At 67.1% G+C, this 13044-nt stretch carries 10 protein-coding genes and 1 other RNA gene; 5 read left to right on the plus strand and 6 right to left on the minus strand.

Annotation, left to right across the window (positions count from 1 at the left end; all coding sequences use genetic code 11):
- The first annotated feature begins 115 nt into the window (after nt 1-115).
- Complete coding sequence (locus tag CFB34_RS21060) at nt 116-1264, plus strand: anhydro-N-acetylmuramic acid kinase (RefSeq protein WP_089439238.1); 1149 nt, start codon at nt 116-118, stop codon at nt 1262-1264.
- Nucleotides 1265-1378: 114 nt separating this feature from the next.
- Here the strand turns inward: CFB34_RS21060 and erpA are convergent, their stop codons facing one another.
- Genes erpA through rplM form a run of 4 tightly spaced genes read right to left on the minus strand, consistent with a single transcriptional unit; the run spans nt 1379 to nt 2801 of the window.
- Complete coding sequence (erpA, locus tag CFB34_RS21065) at nt 1379-1750, minus strand: iron-sulfur cluster insertion protein ErpA (protein WP_011350956.1); 372 nt, start codon at nt 1748-1750, stop codon at nt 1379-1381.
- Nucleotides 1751-1770: 20 nt separating this feature from the next.
- The gene (locus tag CFB34_RS21070; protein ID WP_166893546.1) at nt 1771-1959 is read right to left on the minus strand and encodes a hypothetical protein; all 189 of its coding nucleotides are present in this window, start codon (nt 1957-1959) and stop codon (nt 1771-1773) included.
- A 9-nt stretch (nt 1960-1968) separates the two neighbouring features.
- Nucleotides 1969-2361 (minus strand): 30S ribosomal protein S9, encoded by a 393-nt coding sequence (rpsI, locus tag CFB34_RS21075; RefSeq protein WP_011883283.1) that lies wholly within the window; start codon nt 2359-2361, stop codon nt 1969-1971.
- Nucleotides 2362-2372: 11 nt separating this feature from the next.
- Complete coding sequence (gene rplM / locus CFB34_RS21080; protein ID WP_009687896.1) at nt 2373-2801, minus strand: 50S ribosomal protein L13; 429 nt, start codon at nt 2799-2801, stop codon at nt 2373-2375.
- Between the two features lie 311 nt (nt 2802-3112).
- Between rplM and CFB34_RS21085 the strand changes: the two genes are divergently transcribed.
- A complete protein-coding gene (locus CFB34_RS21085) occupies nt 3113-3421 on the plus strand; it encodes a DUF1090 family protein (RefSeq protein ID WP_089439237.1) in 309 nt (102 codons plus the stop codon).
- 428 nt (nt 3422-3849) lie between these two features.
- Complete coding sequence (locus CFB34_RS21090) at nt 3850-4314, plus strand: OsmC family protein (RefSeq protein ID WP_172625585.1); 465 nt, start codon at nt 3850-3852, stop codon at nt 4312-4314.
- Nucleotides 4315-4384: 70 nt separating this feature from the next.
- Here the strand turns inward: CFB34_RS21090 and rnpB are convergent.
- Both rnpB and pyrC read right to left on the minus strand, forming a co-directional pair.
- Nucleotides 4385-4796: RNase P RNA component class A (rnpB, locus tag CFB34_RS21095), an RNA gene on the minus strand.
- Between the two features lie 68 nt (nt 4797-4864).
- On the minus strand, nt 4865-5929 hold the full coding sequence (gene pyrC, locus CFB34_RS21100; protein ID WP_089439236.1) for a dihydroorotase: 1065 nt from the start codon (nt 5927-5929) through the stop codon (nt 4865-4867).
- Between the two features lie 205 nt (nt 5930-6134).
- Between pyrC and CFB34_RS21105 the strand changes: the two genes are divergently transcribed.
- Both CFB34_RS21105 and CFB34_RS21110 read left to right on the plus strand, forming a co-directional pair.
- On the plus strand, nt 6135-7046 hold the full coding sequence (locus CFB34_RS21105) for a class II glutamine amidotransferase (protein WP_039361465.1): 912 nt from the start codon (nt 6135-6137) through the stop codon (nt 7044-7046).
- Nucleotides 7047-7683: 637 nt separating this feature from the next.
- Nucleotides 7684-12945, plus strand: coding sequence for an autotransporter outer membrane beta-barrel domain-containing protein (locus CFB34_RS21110; protein WP_089439235.1), 5262 nt, complete (start codon nt 7684-7686; stop codon nt 12943-12945).
- Nucleotides 12946-13044: the final 99 nt, after the last annotated feature.

Genomic DNA, 13044 nt, shown 5'->3' on the forward strand with positions numbered 1-13044 from the left:
AGGGATTTTCCCATAACTTGCGCGCTCATCGCTTAACGGCACGTCACGTTGCGCGGATAATCGGGCGCAAGGCGCGCGGCACCGGCCCGCGCCGCACGATCCAGGAGAACCCAACGTGCCGCAACGACAGCCGCAACATGCCCATCCGGCCGACGGCATCTACTTCGGGCTGATGTCGGGAACCAGCATGGACGGCGTCGATGGCGTCGCCGTGCGCTTCGAGGCCGGCCGTGCGCCGGTCGTGCTCGCGGAAGCGTTCGTCGGCTTCGCGCAATCGCTGCGCGACGCGCTGTTCGCGCTGCAGCAGCCCGGCCACGATGAAATCGACCGCGAATCGCTCGCGGCGAACGCGCTGGTCGCGCGCTATGCGGTGTGCTGCCACGAATTGCAGCGCACGGCCGGGCTGTCGCGTGACGAGATCCGCGCGATCGGCGTGCACGGCCAGACCGTGCGCCATCGCCCCGAGCGCGGCTATACGCGGCAGATCAACAACCCGGCGCTGCTCGCCGAGCTGACCCAGCTCGACGTGATCGCCGATTTCCGCAGCCGCGACGTCGCCGCGGGCGGCCATGGCGCACCGCTCGCGCCGGCCTTCCACGCGACGGTGTTCGGCGCGCCGGGTGAAACGCGTATCGTCTGCAATCTCGGCGGGATCAGCAACATCACGATCCTGCCCGGCGAAGGCGGCGACGTGCGCGGCTTCGACTGCGGCCCCGCGAACGCGCTGCTCGACGAATGGGCGACCCGCCATCTCGGCAAGCCGTACGACGACGGCGGCAAGTTCGCCGCGCGCGGCACCGTCCACGCGCCGCTGCTCGACGCGCTGCTCGACGAGCCGTATTTCGCCGCACCGCCGCCGAAAAGCACCGGGCGCGACCTGTTCAATCCGGCATGGCTCGACGCGAAGCTCAGCGCGTTCGCGCAGGTCACGCCGGAGGACGTGCAGGCGACCCTTACCGCGCTTACGGCCGTGTCGGTCGCACGCGAGATCGCGCAGCACGCAGCGGGCTGCAAGGCCGTGTTCGTCTGCGGCGGCGGCGCACGCAATCCGGTGCTGCTCGACGCCCTCCGGGACGCACTGCGCGAGGCCGGCGTGCCGGCCACGGTCGATACGACGGCCGCGCTCGGCGTGCCGCCGCAGCAGGTCGAGGCGCTCGCATTCGCGTGGCTCGCGTACCGCTTCACCGCCCGCCAGCCCGGCAATCTCGCGACCGTCACGGGCGCAGCCGGCAATCGCGTGCTGGGCGCGCTCTATCCGCGCTGACGCTGCGTCTGCCGCACGGCAAGCGCCGCATCGCCAACGCGAACGGGCATGAAAAAAACGGGGCATGAAGCCCCGTTTTTCATTCCGGCGAACCGGATCGGATTTGCCGTGTGCTCAGACCGAGAACGACGAGCCGCACCCGCAGGTGGTGCTCGCGTTCGGGTTCTTGATCACGAACTGGGCGCCGTTGAGGTCGTCCTTGTAGTCGATCTCGGCGCCGACCAGGTACTGGTAGCTCATCGAGTCGATCAGGAGCTGGACGCCGTTCTTGTTCATCACGGTGTCGTCCTCGTTGACTTCCTCGTCGAACGTGAAGCCATACTGGAAGCCGGAGCAGCCGCCGCCCTGCACGAACACGCGCAGCTTCAGGTCGGGATTGCCCTCTTCGTCGATCAGTTGCTTGACCTTGTCGGCCGCGGCGTCGGTGAAGACGAACGGAACCGGCATTTCGGCCGTCGTTGCTGCGGATTCGGTAACAGCGTTCATTGCGAACTCTCCAAAAAGCTTTAGCCGCTATTGTAGGGCCGATCAGAAGATCGTGCTGAAGTCCATGAAATCAATAGGTTCTTGTCGATTTCATCAAACACGCCCGCGCGGGCCGCGGCAGCACGCGCCTGGAAGCGGACATAAAAAAACCGCCAGCGCGAACGCTGGCGGTTTTTCCGGCGGACGCCGCCCGGGAGCGGCGAGGCCATGAAGCGGAATTAACGCTTCGAGAACTGCTTTGCGCGACGTGCCTTGCGCAGACCAACCTTCTTACGCTCGACTTCACGTGCATCGCGCGTGACGAAGCCTGCGTTCGACAGCGACGGCTTCAGCGTCGCATCGTAGTCGATCAGTGCACGGGTGATGCCGTGGCGCACTGCACCTGCCTGACCCGTTTCGCCGCCGCCGTTGACGTTGACCTTGATGTCGAACGTCTGGCCGTGGTTCGTGAGTTCCAGCGGTTGACGCACGATCATCAGCGACGTTTCGCGCGAGAAGTAGTCAGCGATGGGCTTGCCGTTGACGATGATGTCGCCCTTGCCAGCCTTGATGAAGACACGTGCGACTGCGCTCTTGCGGCGGCCCGTACCGTAGTTCCAGTTACCGATCATGTGGGCTCCCCTTAGATCTCGAGCGCCTTCGGCTGTTGCGCCGAATGCGGATGCGTAGCTTCAGCGTAGACCTTCAGCTTCTTGATCATCGCGTAGCCGAGCGGGCCCTTCGGCAGCATGCCCTTGACCGCTTTCTCGAGCGCGCGGCCCGGGAAGCGTTCTTGCATCTTGCCGAACGTCGTTTCATAGATACCGCCCGGGTAGCCCGAGTGACGGTAGTACTTCTTGTCCAGAGTCTTGTTGCCCGTGACCTTCAACTTGCTCGCGTTGATGATGATGATGAAATCACCAGTGTCGACGTGCGGGGTGAACTCAGGCTTGTGCTTGCCGCGCAGACGGCGTGCCACTTCGCTGGCAACACGGCCGAGAACCTTATCCGTCGCGTCAATCACGTACCATTCGCGCGTCACCTCATGGGCTTTTGCGGAAAACGTCTTCATGATCGATCCAAAAAAATTGCTTTGCCCGATGTGTTCTTCCTGCTTGTCTGTGTGCGCTTCGAGGCGCGGTGCAGGCTCTCCCTGTTCTTTTTCCGTGGGCATGAATGCGGAAAAGCCCTGAATTATAAAGGAAATACGGCAACGCGGTCAAAGGGAATCCACTCCCCGTGTCCACGGCGGCCGAAATGGGCCAAAATCCGTTCGTGCCCCAAGAAGCCAGGCGAACCGAGCGCCCGGGGAGGCACCCATCGACGCGCGGCACAGGACCCTCCCGCGCCAGACCGGCCGAATCTGGAAAACAACAAACAAGCATGATGAATCAACAACTTACGCCCTTCCTTGCGGCGGCCCTGCTCGCCGCCGCAGCGCCCGCCGTGGCCGCCCAGGCCGACTGCGAAGCCAAGCTCGACGCACTCGATACACGCATTGCCGAAGCCCGCGCCGCTCATGCCGAGGATCGCGTCGCCCGCCTGCGCGCGGTGCGCGAACGCGTCCGCCACTTCTGCGCACGCGGGCACGGCCACGCGTCGGCCGTCCACGTGCCCGCACCTGATGCGCGCTCAACCGGCACGCCGTCCGGTGGCGCGACGTCACAATCGGACGCAAAGCAACCTGCGTAACGATTCCGGGGATGCCGTGATGCCGGGGCGCGCAAGCCGCGCGCCGATGTTTGCATGGGACGAAAAAAAGCCCGAACGGCTGGTTCGGGCTTAATCCACCATAGGAGGAGGGTGGAGGAGACATTCGGAGGTTGCCGCAGCGCGACAACCAATGAGGCTCATTATACGAACGCGTCGCCGACTTCACAAGAAAATTTGCATTACGAAATCAAACACCATAATGCGGAATATTTCGCGTCGCGTTTGAAAATTCCATTTTCCCCTTTTAAATCAATCGCCTGATCCCACCGGGCAGGCTCGAAACCGCCCCGCTTCTAGAGCAAAACCCCTAAACCCGAGCGGGAATTGGCCGTCCGGCGCGTCGCTCGCGCGGCGCCGGCATTGCGCGTCGTGCAGCGCATCAGCCGACCGTTGCGCAGCGGGCTACAATGCCGGATCGAATCCGAATCAGGCAACGCTGGAGTGCAAGCATGGAATGCAAAGTAAGCTGGATGGGCCAGGACGGCATGGCGTTTTCCGCCGAGACCGGCAGCGGCCACCTCGTCACGATGGATGGCGCGCCCGAAGGCGGCGGCCACAACCTCGCGCCGCGCCCGATGGAAATGGTGCTGCTCGGCACCGGCGGCTGCACGGCCTATGACGTCGTGCTGATCCTGAAGAAGAGCCGCCAGGAAGTGAGCGGCTGCTCGGTCACGCTGAAGGCCGAGCGCGCGAGCGAAGATCCGAAGGTGTTCACGAAAGTGCACTTCCACTTCACCGTCACCGGGCGCAACCTGAACCCGTCCACGGTCGAACGCGCGATCAACCTGTCGCACGACAAGTATTGCTCCGCGTCGATCATGATCGCGAAGACGGCCGAACTCACGCATTCGTTCGACATCGTCGCCGGCTGAACGCACGGCGCGCGCGCATGAAAAAAGGGCCGGCGCTCCGTGGGGAGACGCCGGCCCTTTCGCATTCGAACCGCAAAGCAGGCCGATAAGCCGGATTCTGTGCACGCTGCGCGCCGAAGCGCGCAACGCGTGGCAGCCATTCCTCTAGGCGCGCCATTGCTGACGCGCTCAAGCTTCCTACCCGCAGACGAGACGGGGGCCCCGTCCTGCATCCGAAAATGCGCGCCTGCCTACTTGGAATTGCTCCGGGTGGAGGTTACCGTGCCGGCGAACGTCGCCGTCGCCGCGGTGCGCTCTTACCGCACCGTTTCACCCTTACCTGATCCCGGCTTGCGCCGGGCCATCGGCGGTTTGCTTTCTGTTGCCCTGTTCCGCGTGTCGCCACGGATGGCCGTTAGCCATCACCCTGCCCTGTGGAGTCCGGACTTTCCTCGCCCCCGCGCGCCCGAAGGCGGCGAGGCCGCGACTGCCTGGCCTGCTTTGCGACGCGCATTCTAGCACTGCGCGCCGCGGGCCGCATGGGGCCGGGTTCGTGCGACGGCGCGGTGGCTTACGCCAGCTTCCAGCCGATCGTCTCGCCGCCGCGCAGCGGCACGACGGGCGTATCGCCCGCGAAGATCTCGCGCGGCAGTTCCCACGACTCGCGACGCAGCGTGACCGTCTCGGCGCTGCGCGGCAGCCCGTAGAAATCGGCGCCGAAGAAGCTCGCGAAGCCTTCCAGCTTGTCGAGCGCGCCGGCGGTGTCGAACGCTTCCGCGTACAGTTCGAGCGCGTGCAGCGCCGTGTAGCAGCCCGCGCAGCCGCACGCGGTTTCCTTCGCGTCGCGCGCGTGCGGCGCGCTGTCGGTGCCCAGGAAAAAGCGCGGGTTGCCCGACGTCGCGGCCTCGACCAGCGCGACGCGATGCGTCTCGCGCTTCAGCACCGGCAGGCAGTAGTAGTGCGGGCGAATCCCGCCGACGAACAGCGCGTTGCGGTTGTACAGCAGGTGATGCGCGGTGATCGTCGCGCCGAGCAGGCCGGGCGCCGCGTCGGCGTCGCGCACGTAGTCGGCCGCATCCTTCGTCGTGATGTGCTCGAACACGACCTTCAGGCCCGGGAAATCGCGGCGCAGCGGCGTCATCACGCGGTCGATGAAGACCTTCTCGCGGTCGAACAGGTCGATCGACGCATCGGTCACCTCGCCGTGCACGAGCAGCGGCATGCCGGTTTCCTGCATCGCCTCGAGCGTCTTCGCGCATTTCGCGAGATCGGTGACGCCGTGGTCGGAATTCGTCGTCGCGCCCGCCGGATACAGCTTCACGCCGTGCACGAAGCCGCTTTCGCGCGCGCGGCGGATCTCGTCGGGCGGCGTGTTGTCGGTCAGGTACAGCGTCATCAGCGGTTCGAACGTCATTCCGGCCGGCAGCGCGGCCAGGATGCGCTCGCGATAGGCCTGCGCCTGCGCGGTGGTCGTGACCGGCGGCTTCAGGTTCGGCATGACGATCGCGCGGCCGAACTGGCGCGCGGTGTGCGGCAGCACGGCGGCCAGCATGTCGCCGTCTCGCAGGTGCAGGTGCCAGTCGTCGGGACGGGCGAGCGAGAGCGTCGCCGGGGAGGAAGCGTTCGAGGCAGTCATAGGAAGCGTCGTGAGGAACGGGCTGGCCCTCGGCGGGGCCGGAACGCGCGTGCGCGGGCCGACTGACGGCAAACCGCAACACGGGGCCTTCGGCCGGCGGAATCCGCTTTTTACCGCTCAGGGCTCGGTGATATGCTAGAAGCCGCATTGTACCGGGGTTCGCCCGGTTCGTTACCCCCCGCCTCAGCCTGCCGCCCCAAGTAAAATGTGCCAACTCTTAGGAATGAACTGCGCCGCGCCGACGGACGTCACATTCTCCTTCACAGGTTTCGCGGCCCGGGGCGGGCTCACCGATCACCACGCCGACGGCTGGGGCATCGCGTTCTTCGAAGACAAGGCCTGCCGTCTGTTCATCGATCACCAGGCATCCGCCACGTCGCCGATCGCCGAAATGGTGAAGCGCTACCCGATCAAGTCCAAGAACACGATCGCGCACATCCGCAAGGCGACGCAAGGCCACATCCTGCTCGAGAACAGCCATCCGTTCATGCGCGAGCTGTGGGGCCGGCACTGGATCTTCGCGCACAACGGCGACCTGCAGGACTACGCACCGGACATGGACGGCAGCGTCTACCATCCGGTCGGCACGACCGACAGCGAACAGGCGTTCTGCGTGCTGATGCAGGGGCTGCGCGAAGCGTTCCCCGGCGCGCAGCCGCCGTTGCCCGAACTGTTCGAACGCGTCGGCGAACTGACGCGCGGCATCACCGATCACGGCGTGTTCAACTTCCTGATGTCGAACGGCCAGGCGCTGTTCGCGCATTGCTCGACGCGGCTGCACTACCTCGTGCGGCGCTGGCCGTTCTCGACCGCGCACCTCGTCGACGAAGATCTCTCGATCGACTTCGCGAAATACACGACGCCCGAGGATCGCGTCGCGGTGATCGCGACGCAGCCGCTCACCGACAACGAAGTCTGGACCGCGTTCGAGCCGGGTGAGCTGATCATGTTCCAGTGCGGCGACGTCGCCGCGCGGATGCGGATCCCGGTGCCGGAACGCGTGCTCGAGAAGTTGCGCAATCCGTCGCTCGACGCGTCGGCATCGGCACCGCGCGACACGCGCGAGGTGCTCGCCACCGCCGCCGAAGTCGACTCCGACGACGCGATCGACTTCTGAGCCCGGCGCCCGCGCCCTCTTCCCTTCACGTTTTCGCCGCTGTGCGGCAAGTCGGCGGCGCGCCGCGTCCGATCGCGGCGGTGACTTGGTACGCAGGCGATTCGGCGACGTTCGCTATCGGCGTCAATGACCCTCCCCGCACCGATCTCCCTTCATCCGGACTAAAGTCCGGCATATCGAAGCGACGCCACACCATATTCGTTTAATTTAATTTATTTTCAAACGAAAGAAATTAAAAGGCGAAAAATAATATACGTCAGGCAAGCATATAATCCGGGCGGCGGCATTTTAACGCACCAATCTGGCGTAAAACGTGCGCCACCTCACCGAGCCGGCAATCGCTGACTCACATCGCCAGAATCCACCCGCCCCTTACCCGACAAGGCTTTCAGTTCGATTCGTCACACAATCCAGAAATACCGGATGAAATCGACATGATTGCCGCATTTGTTAGCTTCCCGACAATCCATCGCCTGCACGATCAATAGACTCCGCCCCATCCTCGGTGTAACGAATCGCGATTCGCGGAGAAACGGCCACGGCCGCCGCACCCCCATTCACGCCATTCTCCACCGCGGATTGCGATTTCACTGCACCACGGTGAAAACCACATCAAAACAAGAGATAGGGGCTTGTCGTGAATCATTCATTTCGATCGATATGGAACGAGGCCACCGGCTGCTGGATTGCGGCCGCGGAAACCGCACGGGCGCGCGGCAAGCGTTCGGGCGGCGCATCCGGCACGAGCCGCCGCGCCGCGCTCGCGGCGACGCACCGGGCATCGCTTCGCATCGCGGCAGTCGGCGCCGCGCTGGCCGCACTGTCGGCCGGCTCCGCGTACGCATCGACGTGCGGCAGCGGCGCGGCCATCGCGAGCGGCGGCACCTGCGCGCCCGGCAGTTTCAGCCCGACCGTCAACGACAACCTGGCAGGCTCCGCCACCGTCTCGGGCGGCGACACCGTCGGCGTGTCGGGCGCATGGACCGGTGCCGGCGGCGACCCGGGCTACACGCTTACGCCGATCGGCAGCACGACCATCGTGTCGGGCAACCCGAACCAGCCGCTGCTGTCGCTCGGCGGCAAGACGCGCAGCGTCAGCACACCCGACTCGATCACCGGCACCCACACGTCGGTCGCGACCTACGACTCGTCCGCGTTCGCCGCGTCGACGGCCGGCACGACCGCGGTACCCGTCTACCACGACGTGAACGGCGATCAGTATGTAAACGCGCGCATCGGCACCGTCGCCGCCACCGGCGGCACGCTCAACGTGTCGATCGGCAATGCGGCGAACGCGCCCGATGCAGCCGGCAACGCGATCGAGATGGCCGCGAAGCAGACCGACCTGACTTTCGCGGACGGCACGGGCGCCGCGAAAAGCACCGTCACCTGGAACTCACGCAACCAGATCCGGTTCACCACCGGCGACTACCTGGCGGACGGCGGCGCCATCGGCAGCCGCCAGCTCGACGTGCCGGCCTACGCGGGCACCTTCACCGCATTCGACGGCAGCACCTGGAAGGTCACCGACGCCGCATCGCTCGCCGCGTACAACGACTTTCTCGTGCGCTCGGTGCAAAGCGGCGCGCTCGGCTCGCAGGCCGCCTACGACAGCGCGTTCGGCCAGGCCGTCACGTTCTCGCAGCAATCCTTCCAGTATCAGAACAACGTGTCCCCGGGCGACAAGAACACGCTGCCGATCGGTTTCCTGTCGGCGATGCACGGCACGGGCGCGAACGCGACACTGCAGATCGGCAAGGACGGCCAGATCGACTTCCGCGGCGTCAACACGATCGACTCGAGCTCGGCCGTCCTCGCGGAAAACGGCGCGCACTTCATCAACGACGGGCGCCTGTCGGGCGACTTCACGCTGGTGCGCCTGCTGAGCGGCGCAAGCGGCGTCAACAACGGCGTGATCTCGTCCGGGTACGCGTCCGGCGACAACTTCGACACGAGCGGCAGCACGCCGCCGAACAACTTCAACTACCACGCGTACACCGAAGGCAACGGCGTATTTGCGAACGGCACGGGCACGTCGTTCGTCAACCACGGCGTGATGAACGTCGGCGCATGGACGCTGGACGGCAACCGGCCGGACCTGCAGAACTACGCGGTCGCCGTGACAGGCGGTGCAACCGCGTCGAACGCCGGCACGATCAACGTCGGCGTCAATGCGACGACGCTCGACAGCCAGGTGATCGGCGGCCTCGTCGATGGCGGCAGCTTCACGAACGAAGCGGGCGGCACGATCACCCTCGGCCGCTCGGCGCAGTACGCGCCCGGCGGAACGGCAAGCGACGTCGCACTCGCCGCGCACGCTTACGGCATCCTGCTCGGCAATTCCGGCACCGCGAGCAACCTCGGCACGATCGTGATCGGCTCGCAGACGCAGAACGGCGCCGCGCTGGCGAGCATCGGCTCGGCGTCCGGCACGCTGACCAACGCGGGCGCGATCGTCGTCAACGGCGCGGCCGCCGGCACGCCGCTCGCCAACGTCGGCATGCTCGCGGCCGACACGGCGGCGACCGTGACCAACACCGGCACCATCACGCTGAACGGCGTCAACGGCATCGGCATCATGGTGGTCGGCACCGGTGCGCAGGCAACGTCCGCGCTGTCGAGCGGCACGATCGACGTCGCCGGCGGCCTCGATCCGGCCTCCGGCACGCGTAACTACGGCGTGTGGGCCGAAGGGCCGAGCGCCACGGCCACGCTCAACGGTGCGCTCAACCTGACGGGCACCGGCGCAATCGGCGTGCATGCACGCTCGGGCGCGACGATCAACGTCGGCGCCAACGCCGTGCCGGCCTTCATGTCGGGCACCAGCCAGATCGGTTTCTACGCGTATGGCGCGGGCTCGAAGATCAACGTCGCCGCGCAGCACCTGAGCGTCGACACCGACGATTCGACGCTGTTCCGCGTCGCGGGCGGCGCGGCCTACACGGGCACGTCGACGGCCGGCGCGCTGACGACCGACGTCAACGGCCAGCGTGCGCACGGCGTGCTCGCGACCGACGCCGGCACCGTGCTGTCGACCGGCAACGCGATCTACAACGTCAACGGCGCGAACGGCATCGCGATCGCGGTCGAAGGCGGCGCGCAAGGCACGATCGACGCGGGCGCGACGATCAACCTGAACGCGGCCGGTGCGATCGCCGGCGTCGTCGACGGCCAGGCGCACGATCTCGCCGGCGCCAATGCCGGCACACCGGTCGCGACGTCGCTCACCAACCACGCCGCCGTCACGTCATCGACGGCCGGCGTCACCGGCTTCGTCGCGCAGAACCTCGGCACGCTCGAGAACCGCGACACGGTGCTGCTGACGGGCGCCGGCTCGACGGGCGTCGTGATCGGCGCGCTCGGCACGGTGAACAACGCGTCGACGATCCGCGTATCCAATGGCACCGGCGCGCTCGTGCAGGGTGCGTCGGCGACGCTCGCCAACGCCGGTTCGATCGAAGCCGACGACGGCATCGCGGGCGTCCACCTGACGGGCACCGGCGCATCGGTCGCGCTGTCGAGCGCCGGCACCGTGATCGCGAACGGCAGCGCCGACGGCGTGCTGATCGACTCGACCGTGACGGGCGGCGGGTTGGCAGCCGGCGCGACGTCGATCGCGGTTGGCGGCTCGGGCAAGGGGATCGACAACCAGGGCACCAACGCGACGATCGCGCTGGCCGGCACGCAGATTGGCACGACCGGCAGCGGTGCCGACGGCCTGTCGTCGACGGGCGCCGGCGCACGCATCGCGACCGATGCGGCGACCGTCGTCCGGACCAGCGGCGACAACGCACGCGGCTTCTTCGTGTCGGGGGCGGATTCGACGCTGGCGGCCAACGGCACGACCGTCGCGACGACCGGCGCGGGTTCGGCCGCGATCGTGACGACAGGCGGCGCGACCGCGCTGCTGTCGGGTGCGAAGATCACCACGTCGGGCGCGACGTCCGACGGCCTCGTCGCACAAAACGGCGGCCGCATCGGCGACACGGGCTCGACGATCGCCAGCGCCGCCGCCAACGGCGCCACCGCCGACAGCGGCGGCGTGCTCGCGCTGACCGGCACGACGCTCAAGGGTGCGACGGCCGGCGTGCTGACGTCCGATACGCTCGCAAACGGCGCGACGAGCTCGGTGCTCGTCGACGGCGGCAGCGTCGCGTCCGTCACCGGGCCGGCTTTCGCGGTGCGCGGCGGCACGGCCGACATCGCCGTGCGCAACGGCACGGTCGTGACGGCCGGCAACGGCACGCTGCTCGACCTGTCGAACGGCAGCCGCGCCACCTTCACCGCATCCGCCGTGAACCTGGCCGGCGACATCGTCTCCGACGCTTCGAGCACCGGCAACGTGTTCCTCGCAAACGGCACGACGCTGACCGGCAAGATCGATCCGGTCGCACTGACCGTCGACAACACCAGCACGTGGCGCATGACGGGCAGCTCGGTGCTGAGCAGCCTGAACAACGCGGGCCTCGTCGCATTCGCCGCACCGACCGGTTCGCCGACGCTCGCGGGCAGCTACAAGACGCTGACGACCGGCAGCTACGTCGGCAACGGCGGCACGATCGCGCTCAACACGTTCCTCGGCGCCGACGCCTCGCCGACCGATCGGGTGATCGTGAACGGCGGCGCCGCGAGCGGCACGACGGGCCTGAAGATCGCCAACACGGCCGGCACCGGCGCGCAGACGAAGGGCGACGGGATCCCGGTGGTCGTCACGGCCAACGGCGGCACGACCACCGCATCGGCGTTCCAGCTCGCGGGCCCCGTACAGGCGGGCGCGTACGAATACCGGCTCTATCGCGGCGGGCAAGCCGACGCGAACGGCTGGTACCTGCGGTCGCAACTCGATCCGTCGAACCCCGGCGACCCGATCCACCCGTCCGGCGGCGGTGACGGCGGCAACAACGGGAATGGCAACGGCGGCACGCTCGCGTATCGCCCCGGGGTCTCGGGCTATGCCCTCACGCCGCTGCTCAACGCCGACTACGGCTTCTCCACGCTCGGCAAACTGCACGAGCGCGTCGGCGACATCTACAACCTCGAAAAGCAGCAGCCGGGCAATCGCGACGGCGTGTGGGGGCGCATCGGCGGCCAGAGCCTCGACGCGAACGCGGGGCGCTTCGCGGCCGACGAGCGGACGTTCTTCGCGCAGTTCGGCAAGGACTGGACGCTCGACCAGGCACCGAACGGCGGCGGCAGCACGCATGCGGGCGTGACGGCCAGCATCGGCGTGTCGAACGCAAGCTTCAGCGACATGGCGCGCGCGGATACGGCCAACCTGTCGACGTCGACGGGTTCGGTCGAGATGCACGCGCAGAGCATCGGCGGCTACTGGACGAAGTACCTGTCCGACGGCACGTACTTCGACAGCGTCGGGCAGGTCACGCACTACGGCAACCGCTACCGCGACAGCTATGGCAACGAGGCGTCGCAGAACGGCTTCGGCATCGCGCTGTCGCAGGAAGTCGGCAAGCTGTTCGCGATCGGTGCGCTGCCGGTCGCGGTCGAGCCGCAGGCGCAGCTGATGTACCAGTACCTGAAGCTGAACGGGTTCAACGACAACGTCTCGGCAGTATCGGGTACGACGACGAACGCGCTGCGCGGCCGCGTCGGCGTGCGCATCTTCCGGCCGAACCTCCAGTCGGATTCGGGCGGCGGCGCTGCCACGCCGTACTTCACGGCCGACGTGCTGCACGACTTCCTGTCGCCGGGCCAGACCGTCGTCGGCGGCACGCCGTTCGCGACGCACCTCGGCCGCACGTGGTACGAACTCGGCGTCGGCGTGACCGCGGGCTTCGGCAAGTCGGGCGAGCTGTACGCGAACGCGAAGATCGCGCGCAACATCGGCGGCGACTACCGGCGCGGCATCGTCGGGCAGGTCGGCTACCGCTACAGCTGGTAACGGCGCTCACCCGCGTAGCGGTGGACGAAAAAAAACCGCCCGGCGCTCGGCCGGGCGGTTTTCGTATCGGCGCATCGGCAGCGCCGACGCGCGCGAACG

The sequence above is a fragment of the Burkholderia sp. HI4860 genome (assembly GCF_002223045.2).
In the GTDB taxonomy this organism is placed as follows: Bacteria; Pseudomonadota; Gammaproteobacteria; order Burkholderiales; family Burkholderiaceae; genus Burkholderia.